We start from the raw sequence: 17,502 nt of genomic DNA, 5'->3' as shown, positions 1-17,502 counted from the left end.
ATTTAAATTGTTACGGTCTCCATCATTTTCAGGATTTCCAGGGAATGAAATTCCCGGTCAATAAAGCGCCGTTTGTTCAGCTCCACACAGTGCTTCAGTTCCTCTAAAACTTCCGGTGCCAGCGTAAAGGTATACAGGGATTCAAGCGGTGATGCCACGATATATTCCCAGGCATAATTGGCAGAATCGCTGACCGGACGGGGCGGATGCTCCGTATAATCCCCGTTGATCGCCATGCTGCGCAGCTCAAACACTGCCTGTACCAGCGAGTTTGGAAGGGCCGGCTTTAACAAGGCCCGCAGCGACTGGTAGAGCAAAAGGAGCTGCTCGGTCGCCTCTAAATTTTCCCGGCTGTAATAATCCGCAAATTCCAGAAAATAAGAGCCGTAGCAGGTTGCCTCCATATCCATCGTGATCTCAGAAAAATAGTTGAGCACGTCAGCTGCCTGCAGATTATAGGCATCTCTTCCTTCGTACAGCTTAAAGGTACCAAACACAAAGGGCCTGGTCACGCCCAAAAGCGGGCTGCCCGGCCGTTTGGCACCGCGGGCAAAGGCCGTGATCTTGCCGCGCTCCCTGGTTAAGATCACCAGTCGCCGGTCATTTTCCCCGACCGGAGTTGCTTTTAAGACCATTCCGGTCAGATTCACCGATTCTCTCACTGTTCCCGTTTGCCTTTCTGCTCCCGCAGCACTTCTATTTGCCTTTCCATCCCTGCGGCGCTTTTTCTGTTATTCCTTCGGATTATAACCATAATTCTTCATTAACAATTCGCTGTCGCGCCATTCTTTCCGCACTTTGACCCAGATCTGCAGGTTGACCTTCGTCTCCAGCATTGCCTCCAGCTCTCTTCTGGCAGCGGAACCGATGCGTTTTAACATGGCGCCGCCCTTGCCGATGATGATGCCCTTGTGGGAATCGCGCTCACAGATGATGGTTGCCTCCACATCCATGATGCCATTCGGGCGCTCACTCATCTTCTCAATGGTGACTGCGATTCCGTGCGGAATCTCTTCCTCTAACAGGCGGAGTGCCTTTTCGCGGATCAGCTCTGCGGCGATCTGGCGCATCGGCTGGTCTGTCACGGTATCCTCATCGTAGAACTGCGGACCGTAAGGCAGATATTTGAACAGCTGTTCCAACAGGGTGTCCGTATTCTTATCACGGAGCGCTGATACTGGAACGATCTCCGCAAAATTGCAGATATCCTTGTAAGCATTGATAAAGGTCAGGATATCTTCCTGGTTCTTTACCGTATCGGTCTTGTTGATGACCAGAATGACCGGGGTTTTGACTCCCTGAAGCTGCTCGGCGATATGGCGTTCCCCGGCACCGATGAAGGTGCTCGGCTCTACCAGCCACAAGATCAGGTCCACCTCTTTTAAGGTATGCTCTGCCACATTGACCATATACTCACCCAGCTTATTTTTTGCCTTGTGGATGCCCGGCGTATCGAGGAAAATGATCTGTCCCCGCTCATCGGTATAGACGGTCTGAATGCGGTTTCTTGTGGTCTGCGGTTTGTCTGAAGTAATGGCGATCTTCTGGCCGATGAGATGGTTCATCAGCGTGGATTTCCCTACGTTTGGCCGTCCGATCAGCGTTACAAAGCCGGATTTTTTTTGAACCGGGGCAGCTGCTTCGCTGCCCGCACCGCCCTTTTTCGCTCCATTCAGTTCTTCCAGCAATTGATCAAAATTCGTACCTTCCGGTTTCTTTGCCATAGTTTATCCTTTCCCATACATAACTGTTTTGGTAACTGTTCAGTACCTTCCCAGTTATCCTTTCCCAACAACGTTTCCTACAGGCTGCGTGCCGCACACTGCACACACCTGTTATCCTCTCGTAAGACTGGAAACCTCGCCAAACATTGCGCGGTTTGCCTCGATCTTTTCCTCATTTCCTACCACGCAGAAGCTTCCGGTCTGCAGTACGGCACGGACATGGGCAGCCAGCGCGCGGATATCCTCCTTGGTTGCCTGTAAGACCTGGTCTCGCTCGGTCTGCATCATCTCTTCCGTCACACCGGACAGATATGCGGAAAGTCCCCTGCTGCCCTTCACGGACGGCGTCAGCGGAGCATCCAGATTGCTGATGGTTCCGATCACGTACTTGGTCATGTCGCGCTCATCCGGGTCAAACTGCTCTAAGTAAGCCGGAATGCCCTCGTAGATCTCGTTTGTCTCTTTTAAGTTCGGGTCGCGGTACGATACCAGATAGCCCTCGCCGGAACGTCCAAATCCGCTCATGCAGCCATACGCGCCGCCTTTCACGCGAATGTTCAGCCACAGGTAGTCGTAGCTTAAGATCACCTGAAGGATCTTTAATGCACCGGTATACGCAAGGCCTGCATCGCGGAAATTGCCGCAGCGCGCCACATAGTCAACCTGTGCGGAGGTTTTTAAGCCCTCGTTCACATTCTTGACCGGATGGGTAAATGCATACGTTTCGCGGCTTCCCTCCGGGAGTTTTGCGGAAAGCAGCTTTAAGGTTTCCGGAAGCTTTTCATAGCCCTTTTCATCTGCCGTGTAGTTTACCAGCATATTGGAACGGGTGAAAAGCTTTCTGCTTACTTCCTGAAGCTTTGCAATGATCTCCTGTTTCTTTGCCGGATAATCCTTTTCCAGCTGCTCCAGGAAATGATAATACGCCGTGCCGCCCGTCAGCTCATTGTAGTATGCAGTCGCAGAGAAGTAAGAGGTTGCGCGGGATACTGCCGTGCTGTGTCCTGCATTCTCCAGTTTCATTCTCGCACGGGAGCGGGTCTCCTGGATCACCTCGCCCAGACGCTTTTCATCCGTAAATACGGAGTGGTTTAAAATTTCTTCCAGCATGGTAAATCCAAAATCCAGCTTATCGTACAGCACACGGATGCTTGCCACAAACGCTCCGGTAAACTGCTCGGCATCCTGCAGGTTTGCGTAGGAAGTCACGGAGAAATCCATGCCGCCGCTGTTTAAATGGATCTCACTGGTCAGATCCGAATAGCTGTAATGCTCTGTGCTGATGGAACCCAGCACGGATTTTAACAGACCTGCATACAGCAGATCTTCCTGCGGCAGTACGCTGGTATTGAATAATATCTTTAAATAGCCGATTCCAGAGGTAAAGAAATTGTGGTGCAGCACTTTAATGCCGTCCTCCTCTTTCTCGGTCCAGAAGAAGGTCTCTGCTTTTTTATCAATGTCTTCGCGGGTTAAGAGCGGGATCTTTGCCAAAATCTCCGGAGTGGACGGGGTATCCTGGTACTCCTTTAACTCTCTGGTTGCACAAACCAGTTTCTCCAGTTCCTCCTCTGAAAGAGATGCCTTATAATCAGCCAGCTTCTTAGCCAGCTTTTCATCTTCTTTTGCGGTCAGGTTCTTTTCCGGCGCTACCACGATCACAGCCTCAAACGGGTTATCCAGGAGGTAATCTTTGATCAGCTGCTCAAAATAGCCGTTCTCCACTTCTTTTTTCAGGAAGTCGAAAGTTTCCTGGTAGCAGAGGTGCGTCATCGGATCTCCGTCGTACAGCCAGCTGTCCAGGCACTGCAAACCATACATCAGACCCTTCGGTGCAGAACCATAATCCGCCTCACGGTATTTAAACTCAAAATAATTCATGCCGGCAAGCAGACTCTTGCGGTTGATGCCCTGATCAGCAAGCTTTCTCAGCGTGCCCTTTACGATCGCTAAAAACTCGCCCTTCTGCTCCTTGTTGGCATCCTTTGCGATGACGGAGAAGAATGGCTGTAAAATGCCGCTCTCGTATCCGCCCAGGATGTCCTTACCGATTCCGGCATCGATCAGCGCCTGTTTTAACGGTGCTCCCGGTGCATCAAGCAGGGTATACTCCAGAATCTGGAATGCCACGTAAAGCTTCGGATCCAGATCATCACCCACGACGGTATTCACGGAAAGATAGGTTGCATCCTCCTCGGATTCTCCATCGGTGATGGAATAGGAGAACTCACACTCTACTGGTTTTTCAAATGCCTTCTGCTCCCGGATGCGGGAATCGACCGGACGCTCCTCGTAGTGGCTTAAATATTCCTCATCCAGCCATGCCAGCTTCTCAGCCATATCCATATCGCCGTAGAGATAGATATAGCTGTTGGAGGGGTGATAGTACGTTCTATGGAAATCCAGGAATTTTTCATAGCTCAGCTCTGGAATGTGAACCGGGTCACCGCCGGAATCCTTGCCATAGCAGGTATCCGGGAACAGGGTCTTCTGGGTCACACTGTCTAAGAGACTCTCCGGAGAAGAGTAAGCGCCCTTCATCTCATTGTATACAACACCATTATAAATGAGCGGGGCATCCTTGCTCTCCAGCTCGTAATGCCAGCCCTCCTGGCGGAAAATCTTCTCTTCTTTGTAAATGTTCGGATGCAGGACTGCGTCCATGTAAACATCCATCAGGTTCTGGAAATCCTTATCGTTGCAGCTTGCAACCGGATACACAGTCTTATCCGAGTAGGTCATGGCATTTAAAAAGGTATTCAAAGATCCCTTTACCAGCTCTACAAACGGATCCTTTAACGGGAACTTGTCGGAACCGCACAGCACGCTGTGCTCCAGAATATGCGGCAGCCCGCAGTCATTGTCCGGCGGAGTCCGAAAACCGATACAGAATACCTTGTTCTCGTCATCATTTGATACCAGGAACAGTCTGGCTTTTGTCTTTTTGTGTTCCAGGACAATGCCTTCTGACTGCATTTCTTCAATGGTTTTATGCTCTACCACACGGTAGGCATCCAGTTTTTCTATTGCTTCCAGCTGATTCATCCGTTGTCTTCCTTTCCTGTCTTTTTACGATCTTATTTTTTGTCTTGCTTTCCATTATAGGTTGCCCATCAGGCGGTCTTTTAATATGGCTATGCCATCACGCAGGGAAAAATGCACCAGCAGAACTTTGTCGGATTCTGACGCAATGCCGTAAACCGTACCATAATCCTGATGCTTTGCGATCATGCCGGCACGGCACAAATGAAAATTACTGGTTAAAATACCGATCCGCAGGTGCCGTTCGGACAGCCCGGAAGTATTTTTCCCGCTTTGTCCCGGTTCTTCCGGCGCACGAAGAAGCATTTCTGCCTCTTCCTTTTGCTTTTGTTCCTGCAAGATCTGCTGTTCCCTGTTTTCGATCAGGATCTTGCTGTAAGCCAGATTTTCTACCGTACTGAAGGATTGTTCTTCCCGTACCAGCCGTTCTTTCTCTGCCCCCTGTTCCAGGAGATAGCGTTCCATGGCTTCCGCCTCCGAACATGGCTCTCCGTCGCCCTTGGCTCCGGAAAGGATCAAAACCGTTTCCGGATTTTCTTTTGTATATTCCAGTGCCTTATCCAGACGCAGTTTCAGCGTTTTACTCAGCGATCCGTCCGGTTTTACTTTCGTGCCAAGCACGATCACATAATCCAGGGATGGCTCCGCTGTTGCCGGAATTCCTCCAAAGATTAAAATCTGCGTAACCAGAAGGATCATAAGCCCGGAAGCACACAAGGTCACAAAAGAGACCGGGATCCAGAGCGGCATCCGTTCCGGATACTTCTGATAAATATGAATACCGGCTGCCGTCGCTCCGAAAAATCCACCGATCAGAAGCCATAACACTGCAAACGATGTGCCAAATCCCGCATACAATACGATGATCCCGTAATATACCAGGCAAAGCAGTGCTGCCGCAGTGAAGACCCATATTAACATCGTTTCACCTCACATCAGTTTCTTGTTTATTTTCCTTCGTAGATGATTGCAGACTCCACATCGTATCCGGCAAGACGGTCACGTCCTTTTAATCCTGCCAGTTCCATAACGAAGCAAAGTTTTACCACTTTGCCGCCCAGCTGTTCAATGAGGCTGATAATTGCTTCGGTCGTACCGCCGGTTGCGATCAGGTCATCGACTACAACTACTTTCTGTCCCGGTTTGATGGCATCTTTATGGATCTCAATCTCAGCAGAGCCATACTCCAGATCATATTTTGCAGTGATCGTCTCACGCGGCAGTTTTCCTTTCTTGCGGATCGGCACAAAACTCTTATGCTCCGCATAAGCAACCGGCACACCGAAAATAAAGCCGCGGGACTCCGGACCTACCACAACGTCGTAGTCCAGATCTTTTAGCATTTCCCGGATACTGTCAATAGCAAGTGCAAGACCGTCTGCATCCTGAAGGATCGAGGTAACATCGCGGAAAATAATGCCTGGCTCCGGAAAATCTGGAATACTTACTACGTAATCTTCTAACTTTTTCATGTTCAATCTTCTCCTTATCTTTTTTCGTCATTCTATTTTAACGGAACACGTTCAACAGATTTTTGACTTCTTTCTGGCATACTTCTTCCTGGAAGGAGCCATATTCATAAAAACTGAACCCGGCGACCGCACCGGTGACGCGCCCGGCTTCTACCTGACGGCTGATGATATCGTCATAACGCTTCCATTCCGGGATTCCGGTATTATCCCGTGCACTGCTTCCTGCCTTGTACATGGCAAGACTGATGTAAAGCTTTGCATGACCTTTCTTTACCAGAGCGATCCAGGTTTTCAGATTATTTTCATACGCAAAGGGTGCCGGACTGCCATTTGCAAGCTGGTGCTCAAATCCCCAGTAGATCTGCGGCATGATGTAGTCGACATAACCGTCATGGGACAGCCAGGTATCAATATCTGTAAACAGGCGGTTGTCGCTGCGCAGATGATTGACATAGCCCTCCGGGCTGATGCCAAACTGGGCGGACGGCCTTGTCTCCTTGATCGCCTGGTATACGCTGCGGATCAGTTCGTTGACATTTTCCCGTCTCCACTGCGCGATGCCAAGCGTGCTGCCTGACGCATCGTACTCTGGTTTGTCAAACCAGCGGCTTGCATTGGAATTGTCCACTTCCGGATAGAAATAATCATCGAAAATGATGCCGTCCACCGTATACTTCTGCACAATCTCCCGTACTCCGTTTGTGATCAGTTCCCGCACCTGCGGGATAGCCGGGTTGAAATAATAGGCACCATTCTGTTTTAATACCCAGCGGTCGTTCGACGGATCCGCATCGGTCAGCCACTTTTTCGCCGGATTCTGGTCAGAAACCTGATCCCAGTTGTTGTGGTAGCCTGTCACACGGTACGGATTGACCCACGCATGAAACTGCAGACCTTTCGCATGTGCTGCCTTTACAAAAACCGCCAGCGGATCGTACCCCGGGTTCTGCCCCTGGTTTCCTGTCACAAAACGGGACCAGGGAAAATAGGAAGACGGATACATGGCATCTGCATCCGGACGCACATGCACAAAAAGGGTATTCATTTTTAATTCCAGGCAGCGGTCCAGCATTTTATCGACTTCCCGTTTATAGGATTCCTGGTCTGCCGGAAGCCGTTCCCAGTCCAGATAAGAAATCCACACGCCGCGCAGCTCATCGGAGCGGATGACCGATGCCACTGGTGCGGCAAACGCAGGGAACAGACCTGCCTGTAAGACCATGAGCCCCGTAAGCAGCAGACAGACTGCCCTCTGAAAAACCAGGTAGCATGTTCCGGCATGTATCTTAAGTTTCTTTTGTATCAGCATTCCAGTTCCTCCCAGATGTCCTTTCATGCGGTACCGTTTTCTCATTCCCGCACTCACTTCCAATCAGCTGCAGGATGCGTTTTCCCGCAGTTACCATATTTTTCATAAACAGTATAGCAAAGGATCCGGGAAAGAACAACCAAACAAATCATGAAGCTATCCTTAAGAAATTCGTTTTATTACGGTTCACGTGCTGCGCAAACAGCGTTGATTTCGCAAGGATCAGTTCCGATCCAGGAGGAATTCGCTTAACACCACATTGCTGACATCGATTCCGAATTCTGTCAGCCGGACCATCGGTGCTTCTACTTCGATCAGCCCCTGTTTTTCCAGTTTTTTCAGGACATCTCCATAGACATTCCACATATTCAGTCCAAAACGCTCCAGAAATTCACTGCCGGACACGCCCTTCATCATACGCAGACCGGTAAACATGAACTCTTCCATTTTGTCTTCCAGGGAAAGTTCTTCAATGTCCCGGGTCGCCGCTCCCCCTTCATAGAGATTCAACGAGAGGTACTCCTGTAAATTTTCGGTATTGTGATAGCGGTATCCGTAGGTGTAGGATGAGGCACCAAGTCCCAGTCCCAGATATTCCACACCGGTCCAGTAACCAATATTGTGACGGCATTCATAACCTTTTCTGGCATAATTGGATATCTCATAACGTTCGTAGCCCTGCGCCGCCATCATCTCTCTCGTCAGATGGTACATCTCGCGGTCGGTATCCTCGTCCGGGAGATCCGGCAATGTCATCACAGCTGCGCGGGCAGCCACCTCTGCCGCTGTTTTTGCAGGCGCACCGGCTCCGTTTGGAACCGCTGCCGCCGTGCCGCACGATTTCTCCCCAAAACGTTCAAAAAACGGGGTTCCTTCTTCAATGATCAGGCTGTATGCCGAAATATGCTCCGGTTTTAACATCATGACCTTTTTCAGCGTCGTTTTCCAGGAATGGACGTCCTGACCCGGAAGCGCTGACATCAGGTCCACATTGATGTTCTTAAACCCGGCCTGTCTGGCACGCTGATAGCTCTTTAAAAAGGAATCGTAGGAATGGATCCGCCCAAGGTATTTTAATTCTTTCTCATCGGCCGACTGCAGACCAATGCTTAAGCGGTTCACACCGCTCTGGCGGTATACTTCCAGCTTTTCCATCGTCAGGGTGCCCGGATTGGCCTCCATGGTCACTTCCGCATCCGGGGAAATATCAAAATTTTCCGAAAGTGTCGCAAACAGCTCCATGATCAGATCTGGCGGCAGAATCGACGGAGTACCGCCGCCCACAAAGATCGTGGACACACGGTACTCCTGAAAATTCGGACCCTGACCGCAGATTTCCTCGATCAGTTTGTCCATATATTCCCGGTATGTCCGCTCCGGTGCTGCGAACGATAAAAAATCGCAGTAAGAGCACTTGCGGGCACAAAAGGGAATATGAATATAAAGTTCCAGTTCTCGTTTATTCATCGTCTAATTTCAGAACACTCATAAATGCCTTCTGCGGGATTTCTACATTGCCCACCTGACGCATTCGTTTCTTTCCTTCTTTCTGTTTTTCCAGAAGCTTCTTCTTACGGGAGATATCACCACCGTAGCACTTCGCAAGGACATCCTTACGCATCGCCTTTACGGTCTCACGGGCAATGATCTTGCCGCCTACCGCTGCCTGGATCGGAATCTCGAACAGATGGCGCGGAATCTCCTCTTTTAACTTCTCACACATCTTTCTGCCGCGCTCGTAGGCAGAATCTGCATGTACGATAAAGGACAGGGCATCCACCTCTTCTTTATTGATGAGGATATCCAGCTTCACAAGCTCCGAAGTTTCATATCCCTTCATGTCATAGTCGAAGGAAGCGTAACCTCTGGAACGGGATTTTAACGCATCAAAGAAATCGTAAATGATCTCGTTTAACGGAAGATCGTACTTTAAGAGTGCCCTTGTTTCTTCAATGTATTCCATGCCATGGTAGATGCCGCGGCGCTCCTGGCACAGTGTCATGATCGCACCCACAAACTCGGTGGTTACCATGATCTCCGCACTGACGATTGGCTCTTCCATATACTCGATCTCGGTCGGGTCCGGAAGGTTGGACGGGTTGGTCAGTTCGATCATCTCGCCGTTTTTCTTATGCACGCGGTAGACAACGCCCGGAGCCGTAGTAACCAGGTCGAGGTTGTATTCGCGTTCCAGACGCTCCTGAATGATCTCCAGATGCAAAAGTCCTAAAAATCCGCAGCGGAAACCAAAGCCAAGGGCGATGGAAGTCTCCGGCTCGAAGAACAGGGACGCATCGTTTAACTGAAGTTTTTCCAGCGCATCGCGCAGGTCATTGTACTTTGCACCGTCTGCCGGGTAAAGTCCGCAGTATACCATAGAAGTTACTTTTTTATATCCAGGAAGCGGCTCTGCACACGGACGCAGCGCATCGGTGATGGTATCGCCCACACGGGTATCTTTTACATTCTTGATGCTGGCCGTGATGTAGCCAACCATACCGGCGCTCAGCTCGTCACACGGGATGAACTGACCTGCACCGAAATAGCCGACCTCAACCACTTCTTCCTCCGCTCCGGTTGCCATCATGCGCACACGGGTGCCTTTCTTTACGGTTCCCTCTTTGATCCGGCAAAATACGATAACGCCCTTATACGGGTCATACAAAGAGTCAAAGATCAGTGCCTGAAGCGGTGCCTCCGGGTCTCCCACCGGCGCCGGAACCTTGTGGACAATGGCCTCCAGCACATCTTCCACATTCAGACCGGTCTTTGCGGAGATACGCGGCGCATCGTGTGCCTCAATGCCGATCACATCCTCAATTTCGTCTGCCACCCAGTCCGGTCTGGCACTCGGAAGATCGATCTTGTTGATGACCGGAAATACATCCAGGTCATGATCCAGGGCCAGGTAAACGTTTGCCAGCGTCTGGGCTTCAATGCCCTGTGCCGCATCTACGACAAGGATCGCACCGTCGCAGGCAGCCAGGCTTCTGGATACCTCATAGTTAAAGTCGACGTGTCCAGGGGTATCGATCAGGTTAAAAATATATTCTTCTCCGTCTTTTGCACGGTAAACGGTGCGGACTGCCTGGGATTTGATGGTAATTCCACGCTCCCGCTCCAGGTCCATGTTATCGAGTACCTGCGCCTGCATTTCACGGCTGGTCAGAAGACCAGTCATCTCGATGATGCGGTCTGCCAGCGTAGATTTGCCGTGGTCAATATGGGCGATGATACAGAAATTACGGATCTTGCTTTGGTCCATTGATGCCATGTATTGATTTCCTCCAAAATAAAACGTATAAGATCAGTTTTTTGTTTCCGTTTCCGTTTTCTGCGTCTTGCAGAAAGGAAACAATTCGTCAATTTATAATAATAACATTTTTTCAGATCCCTTGCAACACGATATCATGCCTGTTTTCCGGTTGTTTTTCAGTCTGTTTCAATTCACAGCATCCCCGCCAGCAGGCTGGAGCACCGTATCTACCGCTTGTGCAAGCAGTTCCATGGCGTTTCTGGCTTCCTCCATGGTGTTGGTCTGCGCTCCGGCTTCGATCAGGGAAGACCTGCCACGCAAATGCAGGTTGTAACGCAGACCTTTCAGGTAAATTTTCCTTGTAAATCCGGGATAGCGGCTCAAAGCCAGCTGCATCTGAAACGAGAATGCCAGATTTTCCTGCAAATAGGGATTTGGCAGATAGGCAATCTCGCCCTCCGGTGTCCGGCTCATCCCCTGAAAAAACATGATCTGGGCAGTCGGTTTTCCCTGAATTTCCTGCACCAGACGCACCGACTCTGCTACTCCGTCCCGGTGCAGATCCAGGATCACTTCTATGGTCGGATGTTCCTGTAAGATGCGCTGGATTCCTTCCAGCGCATACGTATACGCCCGGCTTCGCTCCAGTTTTCCCTCTTTCTGATCATAAGCGGTTGTGTCATGGATCACATTCCATCCCTTCGCCCGTAAAAGTTCCGTCAGATAAGTTCCGGCTCCCACCACCGTGGCATCTGGCTGTCCGGGTCCGTAATCGGCATATGTTTCGCTGGCATGGGTGTGATAAATCAGGATCTGGGGAACTTCCGGATTCTTCTCCAGCGTTACATCGGTGCCAAGCAGCTGATCTGCCTTCATCAGTCCCCGGTCGGCTGTCGTGGACGCATGGACGCTGAAATAATGCTTCATCAGATAATCATAGTCCTGAAGCCGGGAAAACAAGGTGGAGTTTCTCTCGTTTCCTGCATCCCTTTCCAGACTGTACGTTTCCTTCACGTTTCCGCTTCCTCCGTTTTCTTTTTCGTTCTCGCCGTTCCCTGCTTCCTTCTCCCAGCCTGTCGTTTCATTCGCTGTCTTGCCATCCTCCTGCGTCTCTTCTGCATACGAAAACAGGTATCCGTACTGTCTGTACGCATACCTGTATGTTTCGTATATCTCATAAGAGGGATCGCTCCTTACGGGTTCTTCCTTCTGGAACCGCACCGTTGGATAGCGCAGCTGCAGACACACCGCCAGCATCCATTTCAGCGCCCAAATCAGTATATTATTCAAAACGAACGATTTCCTTCTTCAGGCGTTTCATAATTTTCTTTTCCAGACGCGATATGTAGGACTGGGAAATTCCCAGGCGGTCTGCCACTTCCTTCTGGGTCATTTCTTCTCCTTCCACATTCTTTAATCCGTAACGCAGCTCCACAATGGTCTTTTCCCGCGGGCTCAGACGATCGATCGCCGAATTTAAAAGCTGCCGTTCCGTTTCATCTTCCAGTCCCCGGTAGATCATGTCATCATCCGTACCAAGGATATCGGAAAGGAGCAGCTCATTTCCATCCCAGTCAACATTCAGCGGCTCATCAATGGATACCTCTGCCTTCGTCTTGCTGTTGCGGCGCAGATACATAAGAATTTCATTTTCAATGCAGCGGGATGCATAGGTAGCCAGCTTGATATTTTTCTCCGGGTTGAAGGTATTGATTGCTTTGATCAGACCAATGGTTCCTATGGAAATCAGATCTTCCACGCCTACCGCCGTATTATCAAACTTCTTTGCTATGTATACAACCAGACGCAGATTGTGTTCGATCAGAAGAGACTTTGCCTCTTTTTCTCTGTCAGTCCCAAGCATGGAAAGCATTTCTGCTTCTTTCCTGCTTTCCAGTGGCGGCGGAAGAATGTCTGCACCCCCAATATAATGGACTTCTCCCTTCCTCTGCCACAACATTGTAGTAAAAGAAGAAACTGCCTTAAACTGAAAACGATTTGGTACTGAAACTTTTACGATCACTTTTCCATCCTCCAGGTCTTTGTATTATAGTTCTCCATGCAGAAGCATTTCGTATTGATGCCGGGGCGACAGCGGCGTTTCACTGATCGCGATCCAGGGCTGTTCCAATGTCCGGATCTGTTTCTCGTTCTTCCAGATTTCCATCCGTTCCATCCGCACTGCCGGCAAAAGTCCCGCTTCGGTTCCCACGCTGCTAAACGGAATGTAAATGACTCCGGATGCTGTTTCACAAAATTCCAGGCAGACTCGCTTTTCCAGAATGTGTACCGGCTGGTGGCCATATGGTTCATACAGCTGATTCCCGGTATCCCGCAGGGCCCGGACTGTTTTTTGTTTTCCATGATCATGCAGCGTTACCTCATACAGATTGTCGCAAAACACGGCTCTCCGTTCAAGGAAGACCACTGCCGCATACAAACACAGCCCCGCAATGCCCAAAACCGGAAAAAACCTTCCGGCAGACCAGGACGTCATCTTCCAAAAACCAGAAGACACCGAAGCAGACATTCCGTCTGCAGGTTCCAGCACACTGCAGATTCCCCCCATAAAAAGTGCAAGCATCCACAGTATACAAACCTGCCGGAGCCATGTCCGTATCCCATGGTTTCCAAATGCGATCCGCGTCATAAGTACAGCTGGCAGGATCAGTTCCAGAACTTTCCACAAAAAAACCGATCGCACCGGGACAAAAACCAGACTGCATCCCAGCACTGCTCCGCTGAATGAGCCAAAAAAGAGTCTGCTTTTTCGTTTCCTTACGGGTTCTTTCAAGATCAGACCCGTAAGAAACAACAGATACAAATCCGCTGACAGATTCACCAGAAAAAGCAGATCCAGATACAGCGTTTCTGCCATGCTACATTGTCCCCCTGACATCATGAGCCTTTCCAGGGCTTCGTAACTGCCTGATGTTCTCACAGTTACAAGGATTCTCATTGCTCATGTCCTCATTATAATTCGCAGAAAGAGAAAATTTTGTCAAAGCGACGGACGAAACTTCCATTTTTGAACGACAAAGACAGAAAACCCAAACTGGTCTTCTGTCTTTGTCGTCTTTTGTCGTAGAAATAATATGTAGCCTCAGAATGATTCTTAGCGCTTATTCTTTAAGAAATCCGGAATGTTGATCTGGGTCTGGTTTAACGGACGGTAAGAACCCTGGCTTGCCGGAGCACTCTGAGCCGGAGCTGCAGCCTGCGTAGTCTGTGCCGGAACCGGTTTTACGCTCTGGGCCTGGGTGTGAAGCTGCGGTGCAGCCTTTGCAGCCGTTGCGCTTGCCTCAGCAGCAGCGGTGCGGCCAACACTCTGGGTGTTTAAGTTTAATCCGGACGGCATTTTCGGTTTGAAGTTTCCAAACTCAGCCATAGCCTTGTTAACCGGAGTATTTGCATGTGCATCCAGACCGGTTGCGATTACGGTAATGGTGGCCTCATCCTGTGCGTTCTCGTCGTACATTGCACCGAAGATGATGTTTGCATCATCGCCAGCCAGCTCCTGAACATAGCTTGCTGCTTCGTTTGCCTCGATCAGGCTGATGTCGCCGGAGATGTTGATGATCACGTGGGTAGCGCCCTCGATGGTGGTCTCTAACAGCGGGCTTGCTACTGCCTGCTTAACAGCCTCAACAGCCTTGTCGTCGCCCTTGGCATGTCCGATACCGATATGGGCGATGCCCTTGTCGGTCATAACCGTCTGTACATCTGCAAAGTCAAGGTTGATCAGACCCGGAACGTTGATCAGGTCGGTAATACCCTGAACAGCCTGCTGCAGCACTTCGTCTGCTTTCTTTAATGCATCCGGCATCGTGGTTCTGCGGTCAACGATTTCAAGAAGTTTATCATTCGGAATTACGATCAGGGTATCAACACTTGCCTTTAAGTTTTCGATTCCGGCAAGCGCGTTGCTCATACGTGCCTTTGCCTCAAAACGGAATGGCTTTGTTACAACACCAACGGTCAGAATGCCCATGTCTTTTGCGATCTTTGCAATGACCGGAGCTGCACCGGTACCGGTACCGCCGCCCATACCGCAGGTAACAAATACCATGTCAGCGCCCTTGATGGCCTGAGCAATCTCCTCGGAACTCTCCTCTGCTGCTTTCTGTCCAACCTCTGGCTTTGCACCAGCGCCTAAGCCCTTGGTCAGCTTCTCGCCGATCTGCATGGCGGTCGGAGCCTTACAGAACTGCAATGCCTGTTTATCGGTATTGATGCCGATGAACTCGACACCTGCAATATTTTCGTCTACCATGCGGTTTACTGCATTGTTGCCGGCACCGCCAACACCGATCACAATGATCTTCGCGGAGTTTTCCGCTTCATTTATCTTAATCTCTAACAAGACTGATTCCTCCTTAACTTCTTTCATTGGCCTTTTGTAACAGTTTTGTAACATTATATCAAAAACTAGTCTAAATAATACTATAGGTGATTTCCTTGAAAATATCAACCGTTTTTTTTAGTTTTTGGGTTTGAATGTATACATCGGATTTGTTTTGGTTTCATCGTAATTATCCAGATACAGGGTGCCGCTCCTGCCTTCCAGCTGTGGGAGCATGTCGCCAAGCTCTGCTATTTTTCCGTTCAGACCGTCATTGCTTCCCAGGATCACCTCGATGTCTCCCATATACAGGGTAGCCTCACCCAGGGTATTGTACTGGATCTTGTCCACACTCAGTTCGTAAATCGAGAGGATCTGGGTCAGATTCAGGATTTCCTGGAAAATCCACTCACTTTCCACCGGCAGTTTCTGATAAAGGACGATATGACCGAACTTCAGTCCGTTGATCCAGGGAACGCCGGGAAGCTTCTGGCTGGAGCTTTCCACGATAATACCGTCCTTATCAAAATACATATAACTGCTCATGTAAGAGACATATCCCACCACACTTTTCTCGTAAACAATAAGTTCTGCCCTGGTCAGCCCTTTTAATACCAGTTTGTAATCTTCCACGAACGGGATCTTTTCATGTTTTCCGAAATGCTCCCGCAGATAGCAAAATACCGTGCTGCGGCTTACGTTATCCGGAAAAACCAGATCTACCAGCTGTTCCTCTGTGTATTTTTCATTTCCTGTTACTGTGATATCCCGAATTTTTATGGAGCACACAGCTGCCATACATGCAAGCAGCAAAAGCAGTGCCGCAAGCAGGATCACCTTTTTCTTTCCTGATCCATTTTCCATCTGTTTTTTCTCCTATTATCCGACCACGGCACCGGCAAAGCACCTGTGCTTAAACATGCGGACGCGTACGTGTCCGGCAGCAAACCTTTGCCGGTGTTTCCCATTCAGCAAAGGCGGATCCGGGCTCCCACTCCGGCGAGATCCCGGCTGATATCCTCGTACCCGCGGCTGATATGCTGATAGCCGTCAATAAAACTTTCTCCCTCTGCCGCCAGACCAGCCGCTACCAGGGCAGCACCCCCGCGCAGGTCTTCTGCCTCCACACGGGCACCTTTTAACGTGGCAGCACCGGTTACGGTTGCAAGTTTGTCTTCTATTATAATATGTGCACCAAATTTCCGCAATTCCTTTGCCGCGCAAAACCGGTTTTCAAAAACATTCTCCCGGATCCAGGATGTTCCGTCCGCAAGAGAAGCTGCTGCCAGAATCACCGACTGCATATCGGTTGGAAATTCCGGGTAAGGTCCTGTCTCCAGATGAATGGGCTTTGTTCTTTCTTTCCTGGAAATCCAGATTCCATCTTCCTCCGGTTCCAGCTTCGCTCCCATCTGTTTTGCGGTCCACAAAGTTTTTCCCATGTGACGGACTGGCGCCTTTTCCAGAAAGACCCGGCCGCCTGCACACAGCACGGCTCCCACATAAGTTCCTGCCACGATCCGGTCTCCGGGAAGAGCAAATCGCACATTCTGAAGTTCACGCCTCCCCTGTAAACGAATGACAGAACTTCCTGCCCCTTCCACGCTTATCCCAAGCGCTCTTAAAAAATCACATAATATCTCAATCTCCGGCTCCCTGGCTGCGCCAGTCAAAACCGTCTCTCCCTGCGCCCCGGCAGCTGCCATCAGAATATTTTCCGTTGCCCCCACACTGGGGTATGGAAGCGAAACCGTTGTTCCAGACAGGCCACCTTCCGGCACAAACGCATGGATCCGGTCTTCTTCCATGTTCACGACAGCACCAAGTGCCTCCAGTCCCCGGATATGCAGATCTACCGGTCGTTTTCCAATGCGGCATCCACCCGGAAGCCAGGTTTCCACCTTTCCCATCCGCGCAAGCAGAGGTCCAAGCAGCATCACCGAAGAGCGCATCTGCCCGGCCAATACTTCCGGTATACGCGAAGCGCTCAGGGAAGCGGCTGAAATGACCAGACGGTCTTCTTCCATCCGGCAATCTGCCCCCAAAGCGTTCAAAATCCCCAACATACAGAAAACATCCTGTATTTTGGGGACATGCTCCAGTATCGTGGTTCCGTTATGAAGAAGAGATGCTGCCATGACCGGCAGCACCCCGTTCTTGGAACCCTGTATTTTTATCGTTCCTTCCAGCCTGTGTAATCCTTCTATCCGCAGCACAGACAATCCCAGATCCCTCCTGTACATAATCTTCCAGACACAAGCAACACGAAACTGCCGCCATTTGATCTCTGGTCCGGCAGCTTTTCATATTCTATTTCTATGCTTTATCTTATGTACCTTTCGGATGTTGCGTTCCTG

The 17,502-nt window shown here is 50.0% G+C and carries 14 protein-coding genes; all 14 read right to left on the bottom strand.

The features are described from left to right. Positions 1–2 precede the first annotated feature (2 nt). Positions 3–662, bottom strand: a complete 660-nt coding sequence (recO, locus tag DWZ40_RS13260) for a DNA repair protein RecO (RefSeq protein WP_118543488.1) — start codon at positions 660–662, stop codon at positions 3–5. A 69-nt stretch (positions 663–731) separates the two neighbouring features. Next, entirely contained in the window at positions 732–1,724 is a 993-nt protein-coding gene (gene era, locus DWZ40_RS13255) for a GTPase Era (RefSeq protein ID WP_118543487.1), read from the bottom strand. A gap of 111 nt (positions 1,725–1,835) precedes the next feature. Beyond that, positions 1,836–4,769, bottom strand: a complete 2,934-nt coding sequence (locus tag DWZ40_RS13250; protein ID WP_182431745.1) for an insulinase family protein — start codon at positions 4,767–4,769, stop codon at positions 1,836–1,838. A 54-nt stretch (positions 4,770–4,823) separates the two neighbouring features. Further along, positions 4,824–5,687 carry a YdcF family protein gene (locus tag DWZ40_RS13245; RefSeq protein WP_118543486.1) on the bottom strand — a complete coding sequence of 288 codons (864 nt, stop codon included), beginning with the start codon at positions 5,685–5,687 and terminating at the stop codon, positions 4,824–4,826. Positions 5,688–5,713: 26 nt separating this feature from the next. Continuing rightward, positions 5,714–6,238 carry an adenine phosphoribosyltransferase gene (locus DWZ40_RS13240; RefSeq protein WP_118543485.1) on the bottom strand — a complete coding sequence of 175 codons (525 nt, stop codon included), beginning with the start codon at positions 6,236–6,238 and terminating at the stop codon, positions 5,714–5,716. A gap of 37 nt (positions 6,239–6,275) precedes the next feature. Further along, entirely contained in the window at positions 6,276–7,592 is a 1,317-nt protein-coding gene (locus tag DWZ40_RS13235; RefSeq protein ID WP_118543484.1) for a family 10 glycosylhydrolase, read from the bottom strand. Positions 7,593–7,769: 177 nt separating this feature from the next. Further along, a complete protein-coding gene (gene hemW / locus DWZ40_RS13230; RefSeq protein WP_118543483.1) occupies positions 7,770–9,014 on the bottom strand; it encodes a radical SAM family heme chaperone HemW in 1,245 nt (414 codons plus the stop codon). Then, the gene (gene lepA / locus DWZ40_RS13225) at positions 9,007–10,821 is read right to left on the bottom strand and encodes a translation elongation factor 4 (RefSeq protein WP_118543482.1); all 1,815 of its coding nucleotides are present in this window, start codon (positions 10,819–10,821) and stop codon (positions 9,007–9,009) included. Before lepA ends, hemW begins: the two co-directional genes overlap by 8 nt. A 168-nt stretch (positions 10,822–10,989) precedes the next feature. Further along, positions 10,990–12,093 carry a stage II sporulation protein P gene (locus DWZ40_RS13220; RefSeq protein ID WP_243035338.1) on the bottom strand — a complete coding sequence of 368 codons (1,104 nt, stop codon included), beginning with the start codon at positions 12,091–12,093 and terminating at the stop codon, positions 10,990–10,992. Then, complete coding sequence (gene sigE / locus DWZ40_RS13215; RefSeq protein ID WP_118543481.1) at positions 12,086–12,826, bottom strand: RNA polymerase sporulation sigma factor SigE; 741 nt, start codon at positions 12,824–12,826, stop codon at positions 12,086–12,088. The genes DWZ40_RS13220 and sigE overlap by 8 nt, the downstream gene beginning before the upstream one ends. 24 nt (positions 12,827–12,850) lie before the next feature. Continuing rightward, positions 12,851–13,681: a sigma-E processing peptidase SpoIIGA gene (locus DWZ40_RS13210; RefSeq protein WP_182431743.1), complete on the bottom strand. Its 831-nt coding sequence runs from the start codon at positions 13,679–13,681 to the stop codon at positions 12,851–12,853. A gap of 237 nt (positions 13,682–13,918) precedes the next feature. Further along, a complete protein-coding gene (ftsZ, locus tag DWZ40_RS13205) occupies positions 13,919–15,166 on the bottom strand; it encodes a cell division protein FtsZ (RefSeq protein ID WP_118543479.1) in 1,248 nt (415 codons plus the stop codon). 117 nt (positions 15,167–15,283) lie between these two features. Beyond that, positions 15,284–16,009 (bottom strand): cell division protein FtsQ/DivIB, encoded by a 726-nt coding sequence (locus tag DWZ40_RS13200; RefSeq protein WP_118543478.1) that lies wholly within the window; start codon positions 16,007–16,009, stop codon positions 15,284–15,286. Between the two features lie 104 nt (positions 16,010–16,113). Further along, complete coding sequence (murA, locus tag DWZ40_RS13195; RefSeq protein WP_243035337.1) at positions 16,114–17,388, bottom strand: UDP-N-acetylglucosamine 1-carboxyvinyltransferase; 1,275 nt, start codon at positions 17,386–17,388, stop codon at positions 16,114–16,116. Positions 17,389–17,502: the final 114 nt, after the last annotated feature.

The organism is Clostridium sp. AF32-12BH (assembly GCF_003477935.1).
Lineage (GTDB): Bacteria > Bacillota > Clostridia > Lachnospirales > Lachnospiraceae > Brotaphodocola.
This window is presented reverse-complemented; position numbering and strand designations above follow the sequence as displayed.

Bases quoted from the DNA above. Each gene is read 5' to 3' on its own strand.
- era (WP_118543487.1), bottom strand. From the start codon at position 1,724: ATGGCAAAGAAACCGGAAGGTACGAATTTTGATCAATTGCTGGAAGAA.
- DWZ40_RS13250 (WP_182431745.1), bottom strand. From the start codon at position 4,769: ATGAATCAGCTGGAAGCAATAGAAAAACTGGATGCCTACCGTGTGGTA.
- DWZ40_RS13245 (WP_118543486.1), bottom strand. From the start codon at position 5,687: ATGTTAATATGGGTCTTCACTGCGGCAGCACTGCTTTGCCTGGTATAT.
- DWZ40_RS13240 (WP_118543485.1), bottom strand. From the start codon at position 6,238: ATGAAAAAGTTAGAAGATTACGTAGTAAGTATTCCAGATTTTCCGGAG.
- DWZ40_RS13235 (WP_118543484.1), bottom strand. From the start codon at position 7,592: ATGAGAAAACGGTACCGCATGAAAGGACATCTGGGAGGAACTGGAATG.
- hemW (WP_118543483.1), bottom strand. From the start codon at position 9,014: ATGAATAAACGAGAACTGGAACTTTATATTCATATTCCCTTTTGTGCC.
- lepA (WP_118543482.1), bottom strand. From the start codon at position 10,821: ATGGCATCAATGGACCAAAGCAAGATCCGTAATTTCTGTATCATCGCC.
- DWZ40_RS13210 (WP_182431743.1), bottom strand. From the start codon at position 13,681: ATGGCAGAAACGCTGTATCTGGATCTGCTTTTTCTGGTGAATCTGTCA.
- DWZ40_RS13200 (WP_118543478.1), bottom strand. From the start codon at position 16,009: ATGGAAAATGGATCAGGAAAGAAAAAGGTGATCCTGCTTGCGGCACTG.
- murA (WP_243035337.1), bottom strand. From the start codon at position 17,388: ATGTACAGGAGGGATCTGGGATTGTCTGTGCTGCGGATAGAAGGATTA.